Here is a 25,484-nt window from a genome sequence, read left to right on the forward strand (position 1 = left end):
ACGCCATCCCCGACCACGCGCGGTCTCGTGGGCTCGTTTATGTGTATACTCGACAGCCACCGTCCCCCCACCTACGACGCCGAGCCCACCGCGCTCCCGCTCGCCGACCCGGACGAGCTCGACGATCTGGTCGCGGACACCGTGTTGGACGGGGCGCGGTACGGGACGAGCACGATCAGGGCCGCTTCCGTGCGCGGGGACTCCGCGCGGTTCAGGGGGGAGCCGCGGCGGGACTCGTTGCTGACCGCGCGGTTCGGGGTCGGGGAGCAGGCGTTGGTGTTGGTGGCGATGGCGACCGGGGCCCGGGCCACGCCGGGGGCGCATCGGGCCGCCGCCGAGGCCTGTGACTGGATCGCGCGGGCCGTCGGGCGGAGCCACGCGCGGCTCTCCGAGGACATTCGCGCCGCGCGGCGCGGGGACCTGAAATCCGGCCTGCACCGGCTCACCGACCGCAGCCTCGGCAAACTCCGCGCCAGCGCCGCCGAACAGGGCATCGACCCCGAGGAGTACTCGGCCGGCCTGCGCTGTCTCCTTCTCCCCGCCCACCCGGAGTGCCGTACGCGCGTGTTCTTCGGTGTCGGACCTGGAGGGCTCTTCCGGTTGCGCGACGGGGAGTGGCAGGACATCGAGCCCGCCGTCGGCGACCTGACCGGCGAGGCCGTCGTCGGCTTCGGCTCGCAGGCCGCCGAGACGCCCGAGGGCGACCGGCTCACCATGGACCTCGGCATCCCGACACCCCCGAGCCCGTACGAACCCGCCCCCGAACCGCCCCGCGAACCCTTCCGCTTCCGTGCCTCCGTCGCCCGGCCGGGTGACACGCTCCTGATGTGCACCGGCGGCCTCGCCGAACCGCTGCGCGGCGAGCCCGAGCTGTCCGCGCATCTGTCGGAGCGGTGGTCCGGTCGCACCCCGCCCGGCCTGGCCGCGTTCCTCGCCGACATCCAAGTGCGGGTCAAGGGTCATGCCGACGACCGCACGGCCGCCGCCGTTTGGGAGGCGTGAGCGCCGAGGCTGTGAATTCATGGAACCCAGAGGGATCCGTAGGACACAGGAAACCGAAGGGCACGCGAGAACCATGGCCAAGCAGAACGTTGCCGAACAGTTCGTCGACATCCTCGTCCGCGCCGGAGTCAAGCGCCTCTACGGCGTCGTCGGCGACAGCCTCAACCCGGTCGTCGACGCCATCCGCCGCAACTCCGCCATCGACTGGATCCACGTACGGCACGAGGAGACCGCCGCCTTCGCCGCCGGCGCGGAAGCGCAGATAACCGGGAAGCTCGCGGCCTGCGCCGGCTCCTGCGGCCCCGGAAACCTGCACCTCATCAACGGTCTCTACGACGCCCACCGCTCCATGGCCCCGGTCCTCGCCCTCGCCTCGCAGATCCCGTCCAGCGAGATCGGCCTCGGGTACTTCCAGGAGACCCACCCCGACCGGCTCTTCCAGGAGTGCAGTCACTACAGCGAGCTCATCTCCAACCCGAAGCAGATGCCCCGGCTCCTCCAGACCGCCATCCAGCACGCGGTGGGCCAGTCCGGTGTCAGCGTCGTCTCGCTTCCCGGCGACATCGCCTCCGAGCCCGCCCCGGACAAGGCCGCCGAGACCGCCCTCGTCACCTCTCGGCCCTCCGTCCGCCCCGGTGACGCCGAGATCGAGAAGCTCGTCGAGATGATCGACGCGGCGGAGAAGGTCACCCTGTTCTGCGGCAGCGGCACCGCCGGCGCGCACGCCGAGGTCATGGAGTTCGCCGGAAAGATCAAGTCCCCGATCGGACACGCCCTGCGCGGCAAGGAGTGGATTCAGTACGACAACCCGTATGACGTGGGCATGAGCGGTCTCCTTGGCTACGGCGCCGCCTACGAGGCCACCCATGAGTGCGACCTGCTGATCCTCATCGGCACCGACTTCCCGTACAACGCCTTCCTCCCCGACGACGTGAAGATCGCCCAGATCGACGTACGGCCCGAACACCTCGGCCGGCGCTCGAAGTTGGACCTCGCCGTGTGGGGCGACGCGAAGGAGACGCTGCGCTGTCTCACTCCGCGGGTGAAGCCGAAGGGGGACCGGAAGTTCCTCGACCGGATGCTCAAGAAGCACGCCGACGCGCTGGAAGGTGTCGTCAAGGCGTACACGCGGAAAGTCGAGAAGCACGTCCCGATCCATCCCGAGTACGTGGCCGCCGTGGTCGACGAACTCGCCGACGAGGACGCCGTGTTCACCGTTGATACGGGGATGTGCAATGTCTGGGCCGCGCGCTACATCACGCCCAACGGCCGCCGCCGCATCATCGGTTCGTTCTCCCACGGCTCGATGGCGAACGCGCTGCCGATGGCGATCGGCGCCCAGTTCACCGACACCGAACGCCAGGTCGTGTCGATGTCGGGCGACGGCGGATTCTCCATGCTGATGGGCGACTTCCTCACCCTCGTCCAGTACGACCTGCCGGTGAAGGTCGTCCTGTTCAACAACTCCTCCCTGGGCATGGTCGAGTTGGAGATGTTGGTCGCCGGTCTCCCGTCGTACGGCACCACCAACAAGAACCCCGACTTCGCCGCCGTGGCGCGCGCCTGCGGTGCCTACGGTGTGCGGGTCGAGAAGCCCAAGGACCTTGAAGGCGCCCTGAAGGCCGCCTTCAAGCACAAGGGCCCGGCCCTCGTCGACGTCGTCACCGACCCCAACGCCCTGTCCATCCCGCCGAAGATCAGCGCCGAGATGGTCACCGGGTTCGCGCTCTCCGCGTCGAAGATCGTGCTGGACGGGGGAGTCGGCCGCATGCTGACGATGGCCCGCGCCAACTTGCGCAACGTGCCCCGCCCTTGACCGGTCCGCGCTCAGCCGATCGGGGTCCAGCCGTGCTCGCCGTACCAGTAGTGCGGCAGGCCCTTGATCGAGCTGGTGCGGAACGGCTCGCCGTGGTCGTCGATGCGGAGGGTGCCGGTGCGGCCCTGGGAGGACCAGTCGAGTTCGAGGTACCAGCGGCAGTCGCAGGTCCCGGCGCGGGCCTTGACCAGCAGGACCTCCGGGTCCGTGGCCGAGACCCGGTAGGGCAGGTGCACCGCCGGGACCGTCTTGCCCATGTCGCCGCCCGGCTCGGGGCGGACCAGGGGGCGGTGGGCGTCCAGGTCCACGCCGAAGTAGCGCGGGGAGATGTCCCCGCCGCAGCCCCGGGCCATCGAGTAGGCGGTGCCCGGGGCGGGTGCCGTACGGCCGACGACCCGGACCCGAAGTGCCTTCAGGACCACGGCCGTTGAGGTCCTGCCCTGCACCGAGATCTCCACGTCCGTCTGCCCGCCGTGCACCGCGTGCTGGGTCGCCGCCCAGGGCCCGGCGTCCTGCTGGACCGGAGGCGGCGGTACGTCCTTCGGTGCCTTGTCGATGACGTAGTCGTGGTCGCAGCCGATCTCCCAGACCTGGGAGTCGGCGGTCCAGGTGAGGGGCGCGGGGAGGGCGGACGGTGAGGTCTTGGCCGTAGCGCCTGTGTTGGTCCTGACCCCGGTCCTCACACCGGTTCTGGACGTGGCCGTGTCGTGCGTGGACACCGCCGACAGGCTGCCCCACACCGCGAGCACCGTGCACACGGCGGCGGCCGTCAGCGTGAGCCGCCGCCGGTACCGGGGCGACCGGGCGGCAGCGGGTTCACGGGCATCGTCGGCGACGGCCACCGGCGGCTCGGCGACATCGGGCACCGGCCCCTCCACCACTCCCTCGGCTGCCCCCGCGACCGGAGCCCCCGTCACCCCCGCATCGCGTCGCCGCTGTCGCGCCGCCACCGCCAGGATCCAGTACCGGTGGAGCTCCAGCCGTTCCTCCGGTGTCGCCCCGCACAGCGCCGCGAAGCGTTCCACGGGGGCGAAGTCGAGGGGGACCGCCTCGCCCACGCAGTAGCGGTGCAGGGTCGAGGCGTTCATGTTCAGGCGGCGGGCCAGCTGGCTGTAGCTGCGGTCCGTGCGTGCCTTCAGCCGTCGCAGCAGCGCCGCGAACTCCTCGACGTCCTTGCCTTTGCCCTCGCCCGACACCGTTGCCCCCGTGCGTGTCGCGTCCCAGGACGGCATCCCAGGCACGCCATATACCAGGAGGTCAGACGGGGTGGGACGGTTCCACCGTTGCGGAGTCGGTGTCGGTCATTGCGGTCGCCCGGGCCGGGCGCCGAAGCTCGGTCCGACCACAGCACGGCACCGACCCGAAACGGGGAAACACACGTGAACAGCAAGAAGGCCACGCGCCGCACCGCCCTCGCCGCCGGCCTCGCCCTCGCCCTCGGGCTGGGTGTGGCGGCCCAGGCCTCCGCCGGCGCCCCGCGCACCGTGAGCGGCTCACCGGACGACAACATCACCCGCATCGCCGACTTCTACGGCGCCTACATCGACGCCGAGAGCGACCTGGAGAGCGGCGGCGGCAAGCTGGCCACGGAGCTGCGCAGCTACTACCTCACCCCCGCCTACCTGAAGGAGTTGAAGGCCTGGGAGGCGAAGAACCACGCGGACGGCGTTCTCCAGGCCCAGAACACGCCCATGAGCTGGAAGGTCACCGACAACGGCACCGCCGACTACACGGAGGCCTCGATCACCCTCACCTGGGGCGGCGGGGACACCACCAAGCTGGTCGTCGACATGACCCGTACGACCCACAAGATCATCCACATCGGTACGAAGGGGATCGGCGGCAAGTAGACCCCGCAGCGCGGTCCGAAGGCGCCGATCCCGGTTCCTGAGCGGCTGATTCCGGCCAGTTTCACGGAGCGTGGGCCTCGGGGGAGGTCCGGGGGGACCAAGCGCCCCACGCCTTCGCGGACTACGGCCGGATCGGCAGCCGCGCATGGGCAGTCGGTTCGATCGCCGGTGGTCAGGGCGTCACGGGGTGTCTGGTCCCGAGGCCGGGAGCCATGACATTCCGGAGGGGAACGCCCCGACCGCCCCACCCGGGTCGCATGCTCCGCACGGTGGCTGTTCGACGCTTCGGACAGCACTCCCTCCGATTCCTCCGCCCCGCCGGTTACGCAGCGTCCGTGGCCGAACACCCGGTCGTTGACGATGCGACATGACTGCCCTGTTCCCGACGAGGGCATGGATCCCCGTGAACGTGTTCGAGCAGGAGGGAACCGGAAACCGGCGTGCAGGCGGGGGTCATGAAAAGGCAAGCGCGAGGGGGCGGTCCCATGGCGATCGGGGCCTCCTCGGCGAAAGCGGCGGAGGACGAGGCCGACAGCGCCACGGAACCGGCGCAGCCGCCTCAACTGAGGCGCAGACTCGGACGCGCGGACCTGCGGGCGGTGCCCGAGGCGCGCAGGGCGTTGCGTGAACTGTTACGGCACTGGGGGAGGCCGGGACGATCGGAGATAGCGGAGCTGCTCACGAGTGAACTCGTCACCAACGCGCTGATCCACACCGACCACGACGCCGTGCTCACGGCGACCGTCGGACCCCGTGGACTGCGCGTGGAGGTACGGGACTTCGTGGCCCGCAGGCCCAGACTGCGCGTACCGAACGCCGACGACGGTACGCACGGGCGGGGCCTGTTCCTGGTGCAGTCCCTCGCGGACGCCTGGGGAGTGTCGGCCCACGGGGTGGGCAAGTCCGTCTGGTTCGAGCTGGATTCGGACGCGGCATGAGCAACGGGACGGGGGCGGAGCCCAACTGGGCTCCGCCCCCGTCCCGTTGTCGCCCGGTCCCGGATCTCAGGTTCTCAGCTCTGGGCTCAGCCGAACTGCTGCTCCAGGTCCTTGAGCTTGCGCTCCAGGGAGTCGAGCCGAGGCAGGGCCATGGTGTCGTCCTCGGCGGTGAGGTCGACGGTTATCGGGTCAGATGCCCCGCGGACTGGCTGGAGTGAGGGACGCGTGCGAACCGGCAGTTGTTCCGGCGTCGATAGAGCAGGCTCCGCGGATGCTTGTCCGGAGGCGGAACCGCGCTCCAGAGCCTGCGGTTCCGGCGACCGGCCGCCGCCCCGTCCGATGAGGCCGCGCTGGCCCCGGCTTATGGCCTTGAGCTGGGCCCGCTCGATCCGCTGCTGGTCGCGCCGGCGCAGTCGGGTCTCCTCCTTCTTCGCCTTGTCCTCGCGCACCTCGTCGACCGCCTCGTCCAGGCTGCGCACGTTCTCCAGGAGCATCAGCGACCAGGCGCTGTAGGTCTCCCGGGGGGCCCGCAGCCAGCGGACGATACGGATCTGCGGCAGCGGACGCGGCACCAGACCCTGCTCGCGCAGCGCGGCACGGCGGGTCTGCTTCAGCGCGCGGTCGAACAGGACAGCGGCCGACATCGACATGCCGGAGAAGAACTGCGGAGCGCCCGCGTGGTCGATACCCCTGGGCGCGTGCACCCAGTTGAACCAGGCGGCCGCGGCCGCGAACGTCCACACCAGTATCCGGGAGCCGAGTGCGGCGTCGCCGTGGCTCGCCTCGCGCACCGCGAGGACGGAGCAGAACATGGCCGCGCCGTCCAGGCCGAACGGGACCAGGTACTCCCAGCCGTCGGTGAGGCCGAGGTTCTCCTGGCCGAAGCCGACCAGTCCGTGGAAGGAGAGTGCGGCGGCGACCGCCGCGCAGCAGAACAGAAGGAGATAGGAGGCGGCGCCGTATATGGCCTCCTTGCGCCTGCGGCGCTCCTCCGTGCGCTCCCACGAGTCGTCTTTCGCGTGCTCCCCGCCGGACCGCTTGCTCCGCGCGAGCACCGCCACAGCCGCCAGCATGCCCAGGAGCAGTACGGCGCCGGGAAGCAGCCAGTTCAGCGATATGTCGGTCAGTCTCATCTGGGGTCCCTTGCATTGGGATAGGGCGTAACGCCCGCCATAGTGGCCCAATCCCAACGGCCCTCAGGCGTTTTCGGGGCAAGAGGCCGCCAAGGAGGTGCAAGGGGATGCCCAGGGCGGCTTTCTGCTCGAACTGCCGCTTGAGGGGCGGGAGTTGAGTTCGAATAAGACTACCCGTACGGGTGGTTCCACGGAAAGTTCCTGCGGCAAGTGAGGAAGTTGTGAATCCCCTGTAACCGGGTGGGCGCCTCGTTCGCGGCTGATCCTAGCGGGCCCCGAGTGGGGCGTGTGACTGAGGGTCCCTCAACTCACGGCGGCAGCCAGCAGTTTGGTGACCCGCTCCGTCTCACAGGTGCGCGGACAGGTCGCGCAGGCGTCCTCGGTGTCCAGCGTGTAGTACATACAGCAACTGGCCCGGTCCCGCGTGGACAGCGCCTCGCCGTCGGGACCGGTCACCTCACGGAACGCGGCGGACCCGACGTACGGCTTGGTCGCACCCGGCAGCAGCCGCTCCAACTCCCGTACGGCCCGCGGCTGTTCGCCGAAGAGATCGGCGACGTACCAGATCCCCTCCACGACCTCGTCGGTAGCCATGCCCCACAGGGCGCGGCCCCGCCGCCGCATCCGCGGGCCGAAGCCGGCCAGGACGGGCTCCATGTGCTCGGCGACCGCGGCCCGCACCTCCGTCCGCAGCGCCTCCTCGTCGGCGACCACCCGCGCGCCGGGCAGCGCCGCCGCCGGGTCGCCGGGCAGGCAGGCGAAGGAGTCGGTGCGGACGGCCAGCCGGCCCATGTCGAGGCCCTCGGCCGTGCGGTCGTAGGAGATGTGGGTCACGGGGAGGCGGGGGACCCGGCGGTGCAGGAACCACGGGACGGTGAACAGGAGGACGACCGGCCAGGCGTAGCGGTGCAGGCCGAAGGTGGCTATCACGTCCGGGCGGCCCCGGCGGCCGTGGTCGCGCAGGACCTGGGCGTCGTCCCGGGCCAGGAACGCCTCCAGGCCCGCCCCGCCCTCTGCGAGTGCCGCCGCGGAGATCCAGCCGCCGCCGGTCGGGGTCGGCTGTTCCGGGGTGAGTTCGGTGATCGCGAGCCCGGGGATGACCTCGGTGAGGCGGGCGTAGGCGTCCGCTACGGCCGAAGAAGGCAGGGGCATGCCGGGACCACCGATTCGCCGTTGGTTTAGAGGTAAGGCTTACCTTACCCAACCCGCCTTGGATTTGAACTAGTCCGATCTGCGCCTAAGGTGCTTGACGGACGAGTAACAAGACGCCGTAATGACCCCAAGTACCGACACGTCCGGAGGAGGACCCGTGAAGCAGGGCACGCAGGGCTCCGCCGGGACGGGCATTCCGGATCCGCGGACCCGGGGGTCCCGGGTGCCGCCGCAGCAGCGCGCCGCCGACGTGGACCGGGCCCGGGATCTCGCGCACGGAGCCGGCGACGTGCGCGGTGAGCACACGCACAGCGAGACGCCGATCCCGCGCCCCCGGCAGGTTCTTCAGCGGCCCTCCGTGCGCGGTCAGATACTGGACGCGCTGCGCACCGCGCTCGTCGGCGGCGAGCTGACGCCGGGCGAGGTCTACTCCGCGCCCGCGCTCGGCGACCGGTTCGGCGTCTCCGCGACCCCCGTGCGCGAGGCCATGCAGCAGCTCGCCACCGAGGGTGCCGTCGAGGTCGTACCGAACCGGGGCTTCCGCGTGGTCGAGCGGGGCGCCCGCGAACTCGCCGAGCTGGCGGAGATCCGCGCCCTGATCGAGGTCCCCGTGATGCTCCGTCTCGCCCGTACCGTGCCCGCCGCCCGCTGGGCCGACCTGCGCCCGCTGGCCGAGGGGACCGCCCGCGCCGCGTCCTCCGGGTGCCGGGCGACGTACGCCGAGTCCGACCGGGCCTTCCACCGCGCGGTGCTCGCCCTCGCAGGCAACGAACAGCTCGTCCAGATCGCCGGGGACCTGCACCGGCGCGCCCAGTGGCCGCTGGTCGGCGGTCCCGTCACGCGCGGCCGGGCCGACCTGGTCGCGGACGCGGCCGAACACCTGGCGCTCCTCGACGCGTTGGCCGCGGGGGAGTGGGACGCGGTGCGGTCACTGGTGCAGGAGCACTTCGCGGGATCCGCGTGACTTCGAATATGTGACTCCGGTCACGAGCGGGTCCGGGTCCGGCGACCGTGGGCCGCGCTGGGAACCCGGCCGACCGGCGGTGACGTGCCCCACGGAAAGGGACGACCGATCCGCGGGGGAGAACGCCGATGTTTCCGAATCCGGGCCAGCAAGCCGCACAACAGGCCGCACGGCGCGGTGCCGAGCAGTCGGCCCGACAGGCGGCGCAGGACGGGATGCGCGCCGCGCAGATGGGCGCCCGACGCGGCCACTCCGGCCGCGGTGGCAGCCTCCTGTCCTTCCTTCTGCTCGTCGCCGTCGGGGTGTTGGTCGCCCGCGACCCCGAACTCCGGGCGTCCGTCCTGCAGTTCGTCCACCACGTCGTGAACGTCGTGCAGAACCGGACGAACGGCTCCTGACCTACGCCGTGGCCGCACCCGGCGCGGGCACCGCCAACTGCCGTGCCAGCCACGTCGGTACGCCCCCGAGCAGCCGGAACAGCCGCCGCGCCTCCTCGCGCAACCGGGACGCCTCCGGCTCGGACTCCGCGTCCGCGAGCGACGCGAGGGCCGGTGCCGTACCGACGAGGTAGCCCAACTCCTCCCGGATGCGCAGCGATTCGGCGAAGCCGTGCCGGGCCTCCGCCAACTCCCCGTCCCGCAGGGCGAGTCCGGCCAGATGGCGCCAGGTGAACGACAGCAACAGCGGGTCGGCCTGGTCGGCGGCCCCCGCGTGGGCACGCCGGTACGCGGCCCGCGCGGCCTGCGGCGACCGTGCCAGGTTCTCCGCGACCAGCCCCCGCCGGAAGTCCAGCAAGGCCCGCCCCGAACCGCCCGGAGGGATCAGCGCCGCCGCCCGCCCGAGCGCGGCCCGCGCCTCGTCCGCCCGGTCGCGCACCGAGTGCAGCGTGGCCGCGTACGCGAGATACCCGCGTTCGCAGGCCGCCGCGCCCCGCTCCTCGTCACTGTGGGCCAGCGCCTCGGCCGTCCGCAGCGCGTCGTCGGCCTCTTCCCAGCCCTGCTCGGTGTACAGACACCGCTCCACGAACAGTGCGGTCCGCTGAAGGGCCGGTGCCGCGGTGTCGGGCCGCAGCAGCGCCGCCGCGTCGGCCCAGCAGGCCCGCGAGCGCAGCCGCCACACCGCGGTCTGGAGGGGATCGTCACCTTCGGTCGTTCCGTATCCAGACATGGCGGAATGCGCCACGTTGCCCTCCCCGAGCACACCATTGAGCTGTTGAGTGGTGGCATCTCAGCACGGATCGTAGGGCCTGGCCAAGAGGGTGGGTGAAAGAATTCACAAAGTCGTGGGATCTTCGGGTCAGCTCATCCGCAGCGCCAGGAAGAAATCCAGCTTGTCCTCAAGGCGCGAGAGGTCACGACTCGTCAACTGCTCGATCCTGCCGACCCGGTAGCGCAGCGTGTTGACGTGCAGGTGCAGCCGGGTCGCGCAGCGCGTCCAGGAACCGTCGCACTCCAGGAACGCCTCCAGCGTCGGGATCAGCTCCGCGCGGTGCCGGCGGTCGTAGTCGCGCAGCGGGTCGAGCAGGCGCGCGGTGAAGGCCCGCCGTACGTCGTCCGGCACGAACGGCAGCAGGAGGACGTGCGAGGCCAGCTCCTGGTGCCCGGCCGCGCACACGCGCCCAGGGCGCGCTGCGGCCACCCGGCGCGCGTGCCGCGCCTCCTCCAGCGCCCCGCGCAGTCCCTCCGCCGAGTGCACCGCCGCGCTCACCCCGAGCGTGACCCGCCCGTCGTCGTCGAGGCCGGCCGACAGCGGATCTCGTACAGCCTCCAGGAGCACGTCCGCGTGGATTCCGGACTCGGAGCCGTCGTGCTCCGCCGACACCGCGGGCAGCGGTACGAGCGCGATCGCCTCGTCGCCCGTGTGGGCCACGGCGATACGGTCGGAGGGCTCGGGGCCCGTCGCCAGCGGGTCGACCAGGATCTCCTCCAGCAACGCCTGGGCGACCGGACCGGCCTCGATGTCCCCGCCGTCCCACTCGACCCGGGCCACGACCACCTGCCAGTGCGGGGCCGCCCCGAGCCCGGGCAGCAGGACGGGAGCGGCGACCCGTAGGCGCGCGGCGATCTCGGACGGCGCGGCACCTGCCTGCACCAGTTCCAGGATCTCTTGCGCGAGCCGTCTGCGGACCGTGCGTGCCGCGTCCCGCCGGTCCCGCTCGACGGCGATCAGCTGCGTGACGCCCTGCAGCAGGTCGAGGCGCTCGTCGGGCCAGTCCCCGGCGTCCGCCTCGACCGCGAGCAGCCAGTCCGACAGCACCGTCTCGCGCACGTCCCGCGAGCCCTGCGGGGAGCGCCCGCCGCCGCGGATCGGGAAGAGGGAGTACGTCGAGGAGCCCAGCGCCAGCCGGTGCGGTCCCCGGCGGCCCGTGCGGGCGGCGGTCAGCTGCTCGGCGGCCAGCTTCGCGCACACGTCGGCGGGCAGCGCGGGCCCCGACACCTTCGAGCCCGCGATGAGCCGCCCGGTCGGCGACAGCACCCACGCCCGCAGATCCAGGTCTGAGCCCAGCAGATCCAGGACCACGTCCGGGCCGCCCCCTGCCGGGCCCGAGGTCATCATCCGGCGGTGCCGGTCCACCACGGCCGCGAGATCACCGGCCCGCTCGCCGGACACCTGCCGTACGACATGCTCGGTGATCGTCGCGAACGCCACCGACTCGTTGACCGCGAACAGCGGTAGCCGGTGCCGGGCGCAGGCGGCTATGAGGTCGTCCGGGATGGCGCCCAGCTCGGCCTCGCCGGCGGCCAGCGCGGCCACCCCGGCGGACACCAGGAGCCGTACGAACGGCTCGGTGTCGGAGGCGTTGCGGCGCCAGGCCAGGCCGGTCAGGACCAGCTCGCCGCCCGAGAGGTAGCGGCTGGGGTCCCGCAGGTCGGTGGTCATCACCCCGCGGACCGTGCGATCCAGCTCGTCCTCGCCGCCGAGCAGCCGCAGCCCCAGCGCATCGGTGTCCAGAAGTGCGCGCAGCCGCATCGCCGTCGCCGCCGTTCTTTGTCTAGAAAACTACGATGAACCAAGAGGTGCTGTGGGTGCGGGGCTGTTTCCCACGTTTCCACAGGGAATCGGAGGGGTTACTGATGACCTCTGTTCATACGAATCTACAAGATGCCCGCGCTGGCCAGCCAACTCCTTCATGGTTTCCGTGACTGACCCGCTCCGCGCACGGCGCTGTGTACTGACCTCACGCTGCATTAACAGCACATGAACGAGCCGGACCCGCCGCACACGAACTGGCTTGATCCGTACGACCCACGAGACGAAGAAGAGAGCCGGTCATGGACTTCCTTCGCCCCGCCAGCTGGGAGGAGGCGCTCGCCGCTAAGGCCGAGCACCCCACCGCAGTACCCATCGCGGGCGGCACCGATGTGATGGTCGAGATCAACTTCGACCACCGCAGGCCCGAGTACCTGCTCGACCTGAACCGCGTCGGCGACCTCTACGAGTGGGAGGTCGGCGCTGACAGCGTGCGGCTCGGGGCCTCGGTCCCGTACACCCGGATCATGGAGAACCTGCGCGGCGAGTTGCCGGGCCTCTCCCTCGCCTCGCACACGGTCGCCTCCCCGCAGATCCGCAACCGCGGCGGCGTCGGCGGCAACCTCGGCACCGCCTCCCCGGCCGGCGACGCCCACCCCGCGCTCCTCGCGGCCGGCGCCGAGGTCGAGGCCGAGTCGGTGCGCGGCACGCGGCTCATCCCGATCGACGCGTTCTACACCGGCGTGAAGCGCAACGCGCTCGCCCCCGACGAGCTGATCAGGGCCGTGCACATCAAGAAGGCGGACGGCCCCCAGCAGTACTCCAAGGTCGGCACCCGCAACGCGATGGTCATCGCGGTCTGCGCCTTCGGCCTCGCCCTGCACCCCGCCTCCCGCACGGTCCGCACCGGCATCGGATCCGCCGCGCCGACCCCCGTCCGGGCGAAGGCCGCCGAGGAGTTCCTGAACGCCGCGCTCGACGAGGGCGGCTTCTGGGAGAACGGGAAGATCATCACCCCGTCGGTGGCCAAGCAGTTCGCGGACCTGTGCTCCGCCGCCTGCAACCCGATCGACGACGTCCGGGGCACCGCGAGCTACCGCCGCCACGCGGTCGGCATCATGGCCCGCCGCACCCTGACCTGGACCTGGGAGTCGTACCGCGGCACCGCCGCCCGCACGGAGGGAGTCGCCTGATGCGCGTCAATTTCACGGTCAACGGCCGCCCGCAGGAAGCGGACGACGTGTGGGAGGGCGAGTCCCTGCTGTACGTGCTGAGGGAGCGGATGGGGCTGCCCGGCTCCAAGAACGCCTGCGAGCAAGGTGAATGCGGTTCCTGCACCGTCCGGCTCGATGGCATTCCGGTGTGTTCCTGTCTGGTCGCGGCCGGCCAGGTCGAGGGCCGCGAGGTGGTCACGGTCGAGGGGCTCGCGGACTACGCCCGGCAGCGGGCATGTGGTGCGGAAAAGTGTGACACTTCCGCGAAAAGTGACACACTTTCTCAGGGTGGGTCCCCGACCTGGCACCCCAAGCCGACCGACTCCCAGACCGGAGAGGGCACCCAACTCGCCCCCATCCAGCAGGCGTTCATCGACGCCGGCGCCGTCCAGTGCGGCTTCTGCACCCCCGGACTCCTCGTCGCCGCCGACGAGATGCTGGAGCACAACCCGACCCCGACCGACGCGGACATCCGCGAGGCGCTCTCGGGCAACCTGTGCCGCTGCACCGGCTACGAGAAGATCATGGACGCGGTCCGCCTGGCGGCCGCCCGGCAGGGAGAGGCGGTCTGACGATGGGCACCACCGGCACCCCCACGAACCTCACCCAGCGCTCCAAAACGAGGGGCGGCATCGGCGAGTCCACGCTCCGCCCGGACGGCACCCTCAAGGTCACCGGCGAGTTCGCGTACTCCTCCGACATGTGGCACGAGGACATGCTCTGGGGCCAGATCCTGCGCTCCACGGTCGCGCACGCCGAGATCGTCTCCATCGACACCGTCGAGGCGCTGAAGACCCCGGGCGTCTACGCCGTCATGACGTACGACGACCTGCCGACCGACGTGAAGAACTACGGCCTGGAGATCCAGGACACCCCGGTCCTCGCGCACGGCAAGGTCCGCCACCACGGCGAGCCGGTCGCGATCGTCGCCGCCGACCACCCGGAGACCGCGCGCCGCGCCGCCGCGAAGATCAAGGTCGAGTACCGCGAACTCCCGGTCATCACCGACGAGTTGTCCGCGACCGCGCCGGACGCGATCCTCATCCACGAGGGCCGCGACGACCACCACATCGGCCATGTCCCGCACCCCAACATCGTGCACCGCCAGCCGATCGTCCGCGGTGACGTGGCGGCCGCCCGGGAGCGCGCCGACTTCATCGTCGAGGGCGAGTACACCTTCGGCATGCAGGACCAGGCGTTCCTGGGCCCGGAGTCCGGACTCGCCGTGCCCTCCGAGGACGGCGGCGTCGACCTCTACATCGCGACCCAGTGGCTGCACTCCGACCTCAAGCAGATCGCGCCCGTGCTCGGGCTGCCCGAGGACAAGGTCCGCATGACACTGTCCGGCGTCGGCGGCGCGTTCGGCGGTCGCGAGGACCTGTCGATGCAGATCCACGCCTGCCTGCTCGCCCTGCGCACCGGCAAGCCGGTGAAGATCGTCTACAACCGCTTCGAGTCCTTCTTCGGGCACGTCCACCGCCACCCCGCCAAGCTCTACTACGAGCACGGCGCGACGAAGGACGGCAAGCTCACCCACCTCAAGGCCCGGATCGTCCTGGACGGCGGCGCCTACGCGTCGGCCTCCCCGGCGGTCGTAGGAAACGCTTCGTCGCTCGGCGCCGGACCGTACGTGATCGACGACGTCGACATCGAGGCCATCGCGCTCTACACCAACAACCCGCCCTGCGGCGCGATGCGCGGCTTCGGCGCGGTCCAGGCGTGCTTCGCCTACGAGGCCCAGATGGACAAGCTCGCCGACAAGGTGGGCATGGACCGGGTCGCGTTCCGTCAGCTCAACGCGATGGAGCAGGGCACGATCATGCCGACCGGGCAGCCGGTCGACTCCCCGGCCCCGGTCGCCGAACTCCTGCGCCGCGTCAAGGCGATGCCCATGCCGCCCGAGCAGCAGTGGCTCGCGGCCGGAGAGGCCCCCGACGTACGGCAGTTGCCCGGCGGCCTGTCCAACACCACGCACGGCGAAGGCGTCGTCCGCGGGATCGGCTACGCGGTCGGCATCAAGAACGTCGGCTTCTCCGAGGGCTTCGACGACTACTCAACGGCCAAGGTCCGCCTGGAAGTTGCCGGCGGCGAGCCCGTCGCCGTCGTGCACACCGCGATGGCGGAGGTCGGCCAGGGCGGTGTCACCGTCCACGCGCAGATCGCCCGCACCGAGCTGGGCGTCACCCAGGTGACGATCCACCCGGCGGACACGCAGGTGGGCAGCGCCGGTTCGACCTCCGCGTCCCGGCAGACGTACGTCACCGGTGGCGCCGTCAAGAACTCCTGCGAGCTGGTCCGCGAGAAGGTCCTGGAGATGGGCCGCCGCAAGCTCGGCACCTACCACCCGGCCTGGGCCACCGCCGAACTCCTCCTGGAGGGCGGCAAGGTCGTCACCGACGGCGGCGAGGTGCTCGCCGATCTGGTCGACGTCCTCGAAGGTGAGACCGTCGAGATCGAGGCCGAGTGGCGGCACCGCGCGACCGAGCCCTTCGACCTCCGTACCGGACAGGGCTTCGGCCATGTCCAGTACACGTTCGCCGCGCACCGCGCCGTCGTCGAGGTCGACACCGAACTCGGCCTGGTCAAGGTCATCGAACTGGCCTGCGCGCAGGACGTCGGCAAGGCGCTCAACCCGCTGTCCGTCATCGGCCAGATCCAGGGCGGTACGACCCAGGGTCTCGGCGTGGCGGTCATGGAGGAGATCATCGTCGACCCGAAGACCGCGAAGGTGCGCAACCCCTCCTTCACGGACTACCTGATCCCCACGATCCTCGACACCCCGACCATTCCGGTCGATGTGCTCGAACTCGCCGACGAGCACGCCCCGTACGGGCTGCGCGGCGTCGGCGAGGCACCCACCCTGTCGTCGACTCCGGCCGTCCTCGCGGCGATCCGGAACGCGACCGGGCTGGAACTGAACAGGACACCGGTACGCCCGGAGCACCTCACGGGCACATGACCCCACCGGGTCCCAACCGGTCACGCCCTGGGGGGACTTGGTCCCCCCAGGCCCCCATTGTTCGTCTCGGGCCGTCCCCCGGGTCGTCCATCCCAAATCCCGCGCGCCGCCGAGCCGGCCGACGGGTGTCCCTGTGAACCTTGGGAGATGGCCCCATGACCCAGCAGTCAGTGGAACCCAGGACCGCCGCCGAGGACTCGGGTGAAGGAACCCGCGTCCCGGCCGGCCGGTCCTGGCTCGACCGGTACTTCCACATATCCCGCAGGGGATCGACCGTCGCGCGTGAAGTGCGCGGCGGAGTCACCACCTTCATGGCGATGGCGTACATCCTGCTGCTCAACCCCCTGATCCTGTCCGGCAAGGACGTCGCGGGGGACACGCTCGGCCAGAAAGGGCTGATCACCGCGACCGCGTTCGCGGCGGCCTTCACCACCCTCCTGATGGGCTTCGTCGGCAAGGTGCCCCTCGCCCTCGCCGCCGGCCTCTCCGTCTCCGGTGTGCTCTCCTCGCAGGTCGCCCCGCAGATGACCTGGCCGCAGGCGATGGGCATGTGCGTGATGTACGGCGTGGTGATCATGCTGCTCGTCGTCACCGGCCTGCGCGAGATGATCATGAACGCGATCCCGCTCGCGCTGAAACACGGCATCACGATGGGCATCGGCCTGTTCATCGCGCTCATCGGTTTCTACAAGTCCGGCTTCGTGCACCAGGGCAAGGCGACCCCGCTCACCCTGGGCCCGGCGGGTGAACTCGCGGGCTGGCCCGTCCTGTTGTTCGCCGGCACCTTGCTCCTGATCTTCATGCTCCAGGCCCGCAACATGCCCGGCGCCATCCTCATCGGCATCATCAGCGGCACGGTCGTCGCCGCGATCCTGAACGCCGCCGGGGTCATCGCCCCCCAGCAGTGGGCCAGCGGCGCCGCCCCCGAACTGCACGGCAGCGCGGTCTCGATGCCGGACTTCTCGCTCTTCGGCCATGTGGAGTTCGGCGGTTGGGGCAAGGTCGGCGCGATGACGGTCGGCATGATCGTGTTCACGCTCGTGCTGGCCGGCTTCTTCGACGCGATGGCCACCATCATCGGCGTCGGCACGGAAGCGAAGCTCGCCGACGACAAGGGCCGGATGCCGGGTCTGTCGAAGGCGCTGTTCATCGACGGCGCCGGCGGCGCGATCGGCGGCGTGGCGGGCGGCTCCGGCCAGACGGTCTTCATCGAGTCGGCGACGGGAGTGGGCGAGGGCGCCCGAACGGGTCTCGCCTCGGTCGTCACCGGCCTGTTCTTCGCGGCCTGTCTCTTCTTCACCCCGCTCACCGCGATCGTCCCGCAGGAGGTCGCGTCCGCCGCGCTGGTCGTCATCGGCTCGATGATGCTGATGAACGCCCGGCACGTGGACTGGGCCGACCGCGCCACCGCGATCCCTGTCTTTCTGACGGTAGTTGTCATGCCGTTCACGTACAGCATCACCGCGGGCGTCTCCGCGGGAGTCATCTCGTACGTCGCCATCAAGACCGCCCAGGGCAAGGCGCGGGAGATCGGCGCCTTCATGTGGGGCCTGACGGTCATCTTCCTGGTGTACTTCGCCCTCAACCCGGTGGAGAGTTGGCTGGGCGTGCACTAGCAGCCCCCAACGCCCCTTCCCCTCAACCCCGTTAGGAGACCGAGAGATGCTGGACATCGCCGAAGAGCTGCACCGGTGGGTCGAGCAGGGCCGCGACTTCGCCGTCGCCACCGTGGTGGCCGTCGGCGGCAGCGCACCCCGCCAGCCCGGAGCCGCCCTCGCGGTGGACACCGACGGCACGGCGATCGGCTCGGTCTCCGGGGGCTGTGTGGAGGGCGCGGTCTACGACCTGTGCCAACAGGCCCTCGCGGACGGCGAAACCGTCCTGGAGCGCTTCGGCTACAGCGACGAGGACGCCTTCGCCGTGGGTCTGACCTGCGGCGGAGTCATCGACATCCTCGTCACACCGGTACGGGTCGGCGACCCCGCCCGCCCGGTGGTCGCCGCAGCCCTGTCGGCCGCGTCGAGCGGCGGGGCGGCGGCACTGGCCCGGATCGTGTCGGGCCCAACTCGGTTGCTGGGCCGGGCGATCCTCGTCCACCCCGACGGCTCCTACGACGGCGGGTTCGGCGCCCACCCCGAACTGGACCGCACGGTCGCCGCCGAGGCCGGTGCCCATCTGGACGCGGGCCGCACCGGCACGGTCGAGATCGGCGAGCAGGGCTCCCGCTGCGGGGCCCCGCTCACGGTCCTGGTCGAGTCCTCGGTGCCGCCGCCCCGGATGATCGTCTTCGGCGCGATCGACTTCGCCTCCGCACTGGTCCGCATCGGCAAGTTCCTCGGCTACCAGGTGACGGTGTGCGACGCCCGCCCCGTCTTCGCGACCCGGACCCGCTTCCCCGACGCCGACGAGATCATCGTCGAGTGGCCCCACAAGTACCTCGACCGCACGGACGTCGACGCCCGCACGATCCTGTGCGTCCTCACCCACGACGCCAAGTTCGACGTACCCCTGCTCCGACTCGCCCTCCGCCTCCCGGTCGCGTACGTCGGGGCGATGGGCTCCCGCCGCACCCACCTCGACCGCAACGAGCGGCTGCGCGAAGTCGGTGTCACGGAAATGGAGTTGGCGCGCCTCAGGTCCCCGATCGGCCTCGACCTCGGCGCCCGCACACCCGAGGAGACTGCCCTGTCGATCGCCGCGGAGATCGTCGCCAACAGGCGCGGCGGCAGCGGCATCTCACTCACCGGCGCGCACACCCCGATCCACCACGACGCCACGGCGCTGCCCGCGGGGCGGATCGGTTCGGTGGCCTGAGCGGCGCGGCTCAGCGCGTTGCGGGTGGCCGTACCGAGAACGCCGTGTCGCCCGCCACGGCCACGAGCGCGTCCTTGACGAGCAGGACGTACGGCGTGGTGTCGTTCGTCGAGTCACCGGCGTTCGCCAGCGCGGACGTACGCCACTTGACGACCCCGGTGCTCCGGTCCAGGGCCAGCAGGCGGCCGAACTGATTCGAGAAGTAGAGCCTGTTGAACTTCGCCGAGAACACCGGCGTCGAGAGGTTCTCGGTGTCCGTCTCCCGCTGCCACAGCCGCTTGCCGTCGGTCGCGCGCACGGCGGTGACCGTGCCGTTCGGGCGGACGAAGTAGACGACGCCCTTGTCGAGGGTGGGCGTGCCGCGCGTTGTGCCCGGCAGCGGGACCCGCAGGCCCCCGCCGACGGGGTCCACCTCTTCCAGGGTCGTGTACGGCTGGTCCTCGCCGCTGCCGAACGAGCTCTCCGCCAACTTCGGCACCGCGAAAATCAACCGCCCGGAGACGACACCCAACGGCACGGCTCCCGTGGGCAGTTGGGTGATCTCCCTCGGCGTGCCGGTGTTCGGGTCGAGACGCAGCAGGCTGACATCGCCCTTGGAGGGATCGTCCCCCGGCATGCACAGGCCGTAGGGAGCGCCGTCCAGCACGGTCGGGGTGCAGTCGGTGCCGGCCTTCGACTGCGCGGCGGCGGTCCAGAGTTGGTGGCCGGACTTGTCGTAGGCGACGAACCGCGTGGCTTTGACGTCCATCGCCAGGACGCCGCCGTCGAACAGGACGGCGTTGTGGTCCTCGCTGACCGGCTGCTTCCAGAGCTGAGTGCCCGTCTTCGCGTCCAGGGCGACCAGGCGTCGGGCGATGTAGCTCTGGGACGAGTCCGGCTTGACGTAGGTGTAGACGCGGCCGTCCCGGACGCCGACGGGGCGCGAGGTCTCCGGGCTGGTGCCCGACCGCCAGCCGATCCGGCCGGACGCGGCGTCGAGCGCGGTGACGGTGGAGCCGGTGCCTGCGCAGTACACGGTGGCGTTGCCGCCCGCCACACAGCCGGACTCGCCGTAGTCGAGGGGGTTGCCCGTCTTGGCGGTGAGCAGGCTCACCCGCCAGGGCTTCCAGCCGGTGGGCAGTGCTACGGCGGCGGGGGATGAGGAGCCCGTGGACGCGGTGGGTGTGCCCGAGTTGGTGTCGCCGTCCGAGACCCAGTGCAGGGTTGTGAGGCCGAGGGCGGTGACGGCGAGCGCGCCGGCGAGGGCGATGACGATTCGCCGCGTTCGGCGCGGGCGCGGTCCGTTGTCGGGGACGGTCGTGGGAGCGGGAGTGTCCGGGCGGGCGCGGCGTGCCGTTCGCGGGAAGGCCGCCACGGTGGTGGGCCCGGACCCGGACTCGGGCAGGGTCAGCAACATGCCGTGCAGCTCCGCCAGTTGGGGACGGGCCGTCGCGTCCTTGTCGAGGCAGCGCTCGGCGATGCTCCGCAGCGGCTCGGGCACTCCGTCCAACCGTGGTTGCTCGTACATGACTTGATAGCCCGTCAGGTACGGACTGGCGCCGTCGAAGGGCCGGTTGCCGGTGGCCGCGTACACGAGAAGAGAGCCGAGCGAGAAGACGTCGGAGGCGGCGGTGACGTCCCGGGGCGCGGCGAACTGCTCGGGAGACATGAAGGGCGGGGTGCCGATCAGCCGACCGGTCACGGTGAGGGCCTGGTTGTCGGCGGCGCGGGAGATGCCGAAGTCGATGACGCGGGGGCCGTCCTCGGCGAGCAGGACATTGCTGGGTTTCAAGTCCCGGTGTACGACGCCCGCTTGGTGGATGTCCCGCAGTGCCTCGACGAGTCCCAGTGCGAGGGTGCGCAGTGCCTGTCCGCCCAACGGGCCGTCCTTCTCGACGACTTCGGCCAGGGTGCGGCCGGGCACGTAGAGCGTGGCCATCCAGGGGACTTCGGCGTCGGGGTCGGCGTCCACGACGGGGGCGGTGAAGGCGCCGCTCACCCGGCGGACGGCCGCGATCTCCTGCCGGAACCGAGCTCGGAACTCCTCGTCCAGCGCGTACTGCGCGTGCACGACCTTGACAGCGACCTGCCGCCCCGAAGCCGACCGCGCGAGATACACGACGCCCATCCCGCCGCTGCCCAGCCGGTCGACCAGCGCATAACCGCCTATGGACTCCGTATCCCCGGGGCGAAGCGACATTCGCCGGTCACCTTTCCTGGTTCCCGTGCCTACAAGGGCCCTTCAGGGCCATCACACTAGAGCGTTTGTTCCTCTCACCGGACATCGACCTCGTGGGACCGGGAAATGGGTTGCGGGCCCGGGGCGTCCCCGTCTTGCATGGGCCCATGGTGTCCACCGACCGACTGCTCGCCTTCGCGGCCCTGTCCTTCCTGCTGATCATCGTCCCCGGGCCCAGCGTGCTGTTCGTGATCGGGCGGGCGCTGGCCCACGGCCGCCGGGCCGCGCTGACCACCGTGGTGGGCAACACGCTCGGCGCGTATCTGCTCGTCGTGGCGGTCGCGCTCGGCGTCGGTTCGCTGGTGGAACGCTCGGTGCTCGTCTTCACGGCACTGAAGCTCGCCGGCGCCGTCTACCTGGTGTACCTCGGGGTGAAGGCGTGGCGCCAACGCGGTTCGCTGCGGGCCGCGTTCGCGGGGGAGGAGGCGGCCCCGCACAGCGGTCTGCGCACGCTGTGGGAGGGGTTCGCCGTCGGAGTGGCCAACCCCAAGACGATCGTGTTCTTCGCCGCCGTACTGCCCCAGTTCGTGGACCGCGAACAGGGCCATGTCACCAGCCAGATGCTGCTCCTCGGCCTGGTCTTCAACCTCATCGCCGTGGCCTCGGACAGCGTGTGGGGGCTGGTCGCGTCCACGGCCAGGGACTGGTTCGCACGGTCACCGCGGCGGCTGTCCGCGGTGGGCGGGGTCGGGGGGCTCACGATGATCGGGCTGGGGGTGACGGTCGCGGTGACCGGCCGGAAGGACTGAGACGAGCCTTGAGACGACTCCGAGGACGGAAGGACTGAGATCGTCGGCCGGGTGGAAGCGCGTAGGACTGGACCGCTGACCGGCCGCGAGGACAGAGACCCTCACGCCCGTCTCAACAGCCCGTTCACCGCCCGCCCGAACATCGACCGCGCCGCCCACTCCAGCGGCCGGTCGAAGAGGCGCGGCAGGAAGCGGACCGCCAGTTCCTCCTGCCAGACCACGCGGCTACGGCCCCCCGGGCCCGGCCGCACCTCGATCTCCGCCCAGCCGGTGACGACCTGCCCGCGCTTCTCCAGCCGGACCAGACCCGGCTCGTCGTCCGTCGGCGGGCGCCACACGGTGACCTCCATCCGGTCGTCGAAGCCGAGCGGGCCGAGCCCGGAGCGGGCCACGAAGACCGTGCCCTCGCGGGTCGGCGGGGGAGTGACCACGGTGACCCGGGTCAGCGGCACCACATCGGCGTGGCGTGGCCACTCCGTCAACCGGCGCCACGCCTCCTCAAGGGGAAGCGGAGCCGTGCGTTCGAGACGGAAGTTGACCATGTATGGATCGTAGAGAACGCTTCTTGATCGGCGGTACTTTCATTGGCGGCTCACACCCATGGCCTAGCGGTTCATAGGTACGCAGACGTACACCGGACAGCCGCCCCGAGTTTCCCCGCGTCCCGGCCGGAGCGGGCGGCTCCCCCCTACGCTTTCCCTCATGGGCGGGCATCCCGCTTGCCCGCAGGGGGAGTTGGTCGTCATGCCACTGAAGGCCTATGGCGTATTGATCACGCGCGCGGTGGACACGAGGCGAGAAGGCGCCGCCGGCACACCGCACTACCAGATCCATCTCACGGACGACTCGGGCACACACTTCCGCGCCGCGGTCAACGTCCTGTCCGCGGAGCAGCCCTCCGAGCTGCTCTACCTCGTCAGCGAGGACTTCCAACACCCGGTCACGGCCCGCCTGGAGGGCCTCCCGAGCGGTTGGAACACCCTGCTGCCCGGACCAGGTGGTCCGAACCTCGACTTCGTGCGCGGCAACCTCTTCGACCCGGCGCAACTCCGCACCCTGCCCCCGGACGCGAGCGGCCCGGACAACGACCTCGCCGACCTCCTCGACCACTACGTACGACGCGCGGTGGACGACCCGGACGCCCGGCTGTACGTCTTCGGCGAGCGCTTCGGCCCCGAACCGACCGTCAAGGACAAGGTGTTCGGCTTCCTGCCGGGCAACGGCGTCCACGACATCCACATGAACCAGGGCAACAGCCGCCGCTTCAGCGGCGACGACGGGGTCTGGCAGGACGGCGGCCTCCTGATCCACTTCCCGGCGCAGTCCCGCTGGGTCGGCATCTTCCTCGCCTTCCAGAGCCAGTCCTGGCATACCGACGACACCACCGGCCACACGCTGGAGGGCACCGACGGTTCACGCCCAGACCCCGGCAGCCAGCCCGTCCGCGTCGTGGCGGCCCTGGTCAACCCGCGCGGCCCGGCGCCCGAGACGGAGAGCGTCACACTCCTCAACGCCTCGCCCGATCCGCTCGACCCGACCGGCTGGCGTGTCCGGAACCGGCTCGGCCACTCCTGCGCGGTACCGCCGGGCCCCCTCGCCGCGGGTGCCACCCTGGTCGTCCCGCTCACCGACGGCGTCCAACTCGGCAACCAAGGCGGCGAGATCACCCTCCTCGACGCGAACGGCCTCAAGGTCCACGGCGTCTCGTACACCGCAGACCAGTCCGCACGCGAGGGCTGGACCGTGGTCTTCTGACCAACTGGGCCGAGCTGCCCGGAAGTTCCCTGCCGCGCTCCCGCACCCCTACGGCACGATGAGCCCGACCCGCACCGCACCACCGGCCGGAGGGTGTCCCGTGGGCCGCGAACTGCACGCCAGGCTCGACGACTTGCAGCGCGACCCGTACCCGGTCTACACGCGGGCGCGGCAGACCGAGGGCCTCACCCACCTTGCCGAGCTCGACGCCTGGCTCGTCGCCCGGGACGCCGACGTACGCGAAGTCCTGCGCCGCCCCGAGGGCTTCTCCTCGTCGGTGGCCCTACGGCCCGACGTACTGCCGGCGCCCGCCGCGCTCGCCGTCCTCGGCGGCGGGTTCGGCGGGCGCCCCGTCGTCGTCACCGCGAACGGCGCACAGCACCAGCAGCTGCGCGCACCGATCGTCCGCGGCCTCTCGCCGGCCCGGGTCGCGGCGGCCCTGCCGTACGCAGCCGAGCGCGCCTCGGCCCTGGTCGACGCGTTCGCGGAGGGGCAACGCAGGCACGGACACGTCGAGTTGATGTCGGCGTACGCCAGGCGGCTCCCGGGCGAGGTCGTCGGCAGGATCGTAGGCCTCGACCCCGCCGATGTGCCCGGGGTCGTCCACGGGGGCCACCGCGCCGAGGAGTTGCTGTTCCGCCCGCTGGAGGAGGACGCGCAGATCGCCGCGGCCGAGGACGTCGTCGCGATGCAGCGCATCCTCGACCGGTACGTACAGGAGCGGCACGCGCGGCCCCGCCCAGATCTCTGTACGGAACTGATCGCCTCGGTGACCGAGGAGGAGGACGGCGAACTGACCCCGGAGCACAGGCACCAACTCGTCGCCCACCTCCAGAACTTGCTCATCACCGGCCACCTCACCACCACCGCGCTCATCGGCACGACCGTCCTGCGTCTCCTCCGTCACCCGGACCAGTGGGAGCTGCTCTGCGCCGAGCCCGATCGCATCCCCGCGGCGATCGAGGAGGCGGCCCGCTACGACACCGCGCTGCAGGGCTTCCGCAGGGTCACCACCCGGCCGATCGTCCTCGCCGGTACCGAACTCCCCGCCGGGGCACCGCTGTTCGTCGCCTTCGGTGCAGTCGCTCGACGACGGGGCCAGTGCGGCGACCGCCCCAAACATGCTGACGGCACGCAACCCGGCCCGGGGTCTTTCCCTCTTCTTGTACAGAGACCTCAAAGAGGGCATGCCGGGGCTATACACGGCGAGTATACGCTAAGTGTATAGTCGAGTAGGGGTGGCCGCGGAATGGCCCCCCATCGCGTTAGCGCACGTCGGTCCCCAGGTCCCGCCCGAGCCGCAGATTCCATCGCCCGGACTGCCCGCTGAGGTCGGTCGCGGTCAGCGGCGGTACGTCGAGCCGCCAGAAGGCGGGCCCGGGTGCGTCGAGGATCGTGACCGCCAGGGCCCGTACGATCTCCTGCTCGACCACGGCGAGTGTCCCGCCCTCGAAGCCGGCCGCCGCGTCCAGCCACCGCGCCGCCCGCTCGCACAACGCCCGTACCGACTCCCCGCCGTGGGGTGCCGCGTCCGGGTCCGTCAGCCAGGACATCACCGCGTCCGGCTCCCGCTCCATCACCTCGTCGAGGGTCAGGCCCCGCCAACGCCCCATGTCCAGACCCGCCAACTCGGGCTCCGGCACGGCCGCGAGGCCGAGGGCGGACGCTGTCTCCCGGCAGCGCGCGGTGGGGGAGACCAGCACCCGGTCGGCCGCCCGGAGCGAACCGGCGGCGGACTCGGCGCGGGCGGCTCCGCTCGGGTCGAGCGGGCTGCCGTCGTCGAACCGGGCCTCCCGCAGGGACCGGTTCATCGCCGGCGAGATCAGGGTGATACGGCTGGTCACTTCGGCGCTCCAGTTCTGCGGGCTGTGCGGGCCATCGTCTCCCATGCACCTCGGGGTGGGGGCGGCCGGGAGGGTGTCCCGACATCGCGGTCGAGCACAACTCCTT

22 protein-coding genes are annotated in these 25,484 nt (G+C 71.1%); 14 read left to right on the plus strand and 8 right to left on the minus strand.

The genetic code is table 11. The features are described from left to right. Positions 1–39 precede the first annotated feature (39 nt). Both ACFWP5_RS41965 and ACFWP5_RS41970 read left to right on the plus strand, forming a co-directional pair. Positions 40–1,002, plus strand: coding sequence for a protein phosphatase 2C domain-containing protein (locus ACFWP5_RS41965; protein ID WP_384169652.1), 963 nt, complete (start codon positions 40–42; stop codon positions 1,000–1,002). Between the two features lie 73 nt (positions 1,003–1,075). Beyond that, positions 1,076–2,818, plus strand: a complete 1,743-nt coding sequence (locus ACFWP5_RS41970; RefSeq protein WP_384169614.1) for a pyruvate dehydrogenase — start codon at positions 1,076–1,078, stop codon at positions 2,816–2,818. 11 nt (positions 2,819–2,829) lie between these two features. Here ACFWP5_RS41970 and ACFWP5_RS41975 read toward each other — a convergent pair whose 3' ends face one another. After that, positions 2,830–4,050, minus strand: coding sequence for a helix-turn-helix domain-containing protein (locus ACFWP5_RS41975; RefSeq protein WP_384169616.1), 1,221 nt, complete (start codon positions 4,048–4,050; stop codon positions 2,830–2,832). A gap of 147 nt (positions 4,051–4,197) precedes the next feature. Between ACFWP5_RS41975 and ACFWP5_RS41980 the strand changes: the two genes are divergently transcribed. Both ACFWP5_RS41980 and ACFWP5_RS41985 read left to right on the plus strand, forming a co-directional pair. Further along, entirely contained in the window at positions 4,198–4,668 is a 471-nt protein-coding gene (locus tag ACFWP5_RS41980; protein ID WP_384169618.1) for a hypothetical protein, read from the plus strand. Positions 4,669–5,153: 485 nt separating this feature from the next. Further along, positions 5,154–5,606, plus strand: a complete 453-nt coding sequence (locus tag ACFWP5_RS41985) for an ATP-binding protein (protein WP_384169620.1) — start codon at positions 5,154–5,156, stop codon at positions 5,604–5,606. A gap of 86 nt (positions 5,607–5,692) precedes the next feature. Here ACFWP5_RS41985 and ACFWP5_RS41990 read toward each other — a convergent pair whose 3' ends face one another. Then, positions 5,693–6,739, minus strand: a complete 1,047-nt coding sequence (locus ACFWP5_RS41990; protein WP_384169622.1) for a DUF2637 domain-containing protein — start codon at positions 6,737–6,739, stop codon at positions 5,693–5,695. Positions 6,740–7,042: 303 nt separating this feature from the next. Beyond that, positions 7,043–7,891: a (2Fe-2S)-binding protein gene (locus tag ACFWP5_RS41995; protein WP_384169624.1), complete on the minus strand. Its 849-nt coding sequence runs from the start codon at positions 7,889–7,891 to the stop codon at positions 7,043–7,045. A gap of 157 nt (positions 7,892–8,048) precedes the next feature. Between ACFWP5_RS41995 and ACFWP5_RS42000 the strand changes: the two genes are divergently transcribed. Next, the gene (locus ACFWP5_RS42000; protein ID WP_384169626.1) at positions 8,049–8,855 is read left to right on the plus strand and encodes a GntR family transcriptional regulator; all 807 of its coding nucleotides are present in this window, start codon (positions 8,049–8,051) and stop codon (positions 8,853–8,855) included. A gap of 128 nt (positions 8,856–8,983) precedes the next feature. Further along, a complete protein-coding gene (locus ACFWP5_RS42005; protein ID WP_384169628.1) occupies positions 8,984–9,253 on the plus strand; it encodes a hypothetical protein in 270 nt (89 codons plus the stop codon). Position 9,254: 1 nt separating this feature from the next. On the opposite strand, the gene ACFWP5_RS42010 is transcribed toward ACFWP5_RS42005, so the two are convergent. Both ACFWP5_RS42010 and ACFWP5_RS42015 read right to left on the minus strand, forming a co-directional pair. Beyond that, a complete protein-coding gene (locus ACFWP5_RS42010; protein ID WP_384169630.1) occupies positions 9,255–10,037 on the minus strand; it encodes a hypothetical protein in 783 nt (260 codons plus the stop codon). A gap of 114 nt (positions 10,038–10,151) precedes the next feature. Next, a complete protein-coding gene (locus ACFWP5_RS42015) occupies positions 10,152–11,825 on the minus strand; it encodes a PucR family transcriptional regulator (protein WP_384169632.1) in 1,674 nt (557 codons plus the stop codon). A 302-nt stretch (positions 11,826–12,127) separates the two neighbouring features. Between ACFWP5_RS42015 and ACFWP5_RS42020 the strand changes: the two genes are divergently transcribed. The 5 genes from ACFWP5_RS42020 (at position 12,128) to ACFWP5_RS42040 (ending at position 18,812) form a co-directional block, all read left to right on the plus strand. Then, positions 12,128–13,018 carry an FAD binding domain-containing protein gene (locus ACFWP5_RS42020; protein ID WP_384169634.1) on the plus strand — a complete coding sequence of 297 codons (891 nt, stop codon included), beginning with the start codon at positions 12,128–12,130 and terminating at the stop codon, positions 13,016–13,018. Next, positions 13,018–13,611 carry a (2Fe-2S)-binding protein gene (locus tag ACFWP5_RS42025; protein WP_384169636.1) on the plus strand — a complete coding sequence of 198 codons (594 nt, stop codon included), beginning with the start codon at positions 13,018–13,020 and terminating at the stop codon, positions 13,609–13,611. Before ACFWP5_RS42020 ends, ACFWP5_RS42025 begins: the two co-directional genes overlap by 1 nt. A 2-nt stretch (positions 13,612–13,613) precedes the next feature. Further along, entirely contained in the window at positions 13,614–15,998 is a 2,385-nt protein-coding gene (locus ACFWP5_RS42030) for a xanthine dehydrogenase family protein molybdopterin-binding subunit (RefSeq protein ID WP_384169638.1), read from the plus strand. A 155-nt stretch (positions 15,999–16,153) separates the two neighbouring features. Continuing rightward, positions 16,154–17,614 carry an NCS2 family permease gene (locus tag ACFWP5_RS42035; RefSeq protein ID WP_384169640.1) on the plus strand — a complete coding sequence of 487 codons (1,461 nt, stop codon included), beginning with the start codon at positions 16,154–16,156 and terminating at the stop codon, positions 17,612–17,614. Positions 17,615–17,660: 46 nt separating this feature from the next. Then, positions 17,661–18,812: an XdhC family protein gene (locus ACFWP5_RS42040; RefSeq protein ID WP_384169642.1), complete on the plus strand. Its 1,152-nt coding sequence runs from the start codon at positions 17,661–17,663 to the stop codon at positions 18,810–18,812. Between the two features lie 10 nt (positions 18,813–18,822). On the opposite strand, the gene ACFWP5_RS42045 is transcribed toward ACFWP5_RS42040, so the two are convergent. Further along, the gene (locus ACFWP5_RS42045) at positions 18,823–20,991 is read right to left on the minus strand and encodes a PQQ-binding-like beta-propeller repeat protein (RefSeq protein ID WP_384169644.1); all 2,169 of its coding nucleotides are present in this window, start codon (positions 20,989–20,991) and stop codon (positions 18,823–18,825) included. A gap of 146 nt (positions 20,992–21,137) precedes the next feature. On the opposite strand from ACFWP5_RS42045, the gene ACFWP5_RS42050 reads away from it, so the two are divergent. After that, positions 21,138–21,779, plus strand: coding sequence for a LysE family translocator (locus ACFWP5_RS42050; protein ID WP_384169646.1), 642 nt, complete (start codon positions 21,138–21,140; stop codon positions 21,777–21,779). 101 nt (positions 21,780–21,880) lie between these two features. Here the strand turns inward: ACFWP5_RS42050 and ACFWP5_RS42055 are convergent, their stop codons facing one another. Further along, the gene (locus ACFWP5_RS42055; protein WP_384169648.1) at positions 21,881–22,321 is read right to left on the minus strand and encodes an SRPBCC family protein; all 441 of its coding nucleotides are present in this window, start codon (positions 22,319–22,321) and stop codon (positions 21,881–21,883) included. Between the two features lie 202 nt (positions 22,322–22,523). Between ACFWP5_RS42055 and ACFWP5_RS42060 the strand changes: the two genes are divergently transcribed. Together ACFWP5_RS42060 and ACFWP5_RS42065 are read left to right on the plus strand one after the other, a co-directional pair. Further along, positions 22,524–23,534 (plus strand): DUF2278 family protein, encoded by a 1,011-nt coding sequence (locus tag ACFWP5_RS42060; RefSeq protein ID WP_384169654.1) that lies wholly within the window; start codon positions 22,524–22,526, stop codon positions 23,532–23,534. A gap of 100 nt (positions 23,535–23,634) precedes the next feature. After that, on the plus strand, positions 23,635–24,762 hold the full coding sequence (locus tag ACFWP5_RS42065; protein ID WP_384169650.1) for a cytochrome P450: 1,128 nt from the start codon (positions 23,635–23,637) through the stop codon (positions 24,760–24,762). Positions 24,763–24,799: 37 nt separating this feature from the next. Here the strand turns inward: ACFWP5_RS42065 and ACFWP5_RS42070 are convergent, their stop codons facing one another. Next, entirely contained in the window at positions 24,800–25,378 is a 579-nt protein-coding gene (locus ACFWP5_RS42070) for a histidine phosphatase family protein (protein WP_384169656.1), read from the minus strand. Positions 25,379–25,484: the final 106 nt, after the last annotated feature.

This window comes from Streptomyces sp. NPDC058469 (assembly GCF_042721125.1).
Classification (GTDB): Bacteria; Actinomycetota; Actinomycetes; order Streptomycetales; family Streptomycetaceae; genus Streptomyces.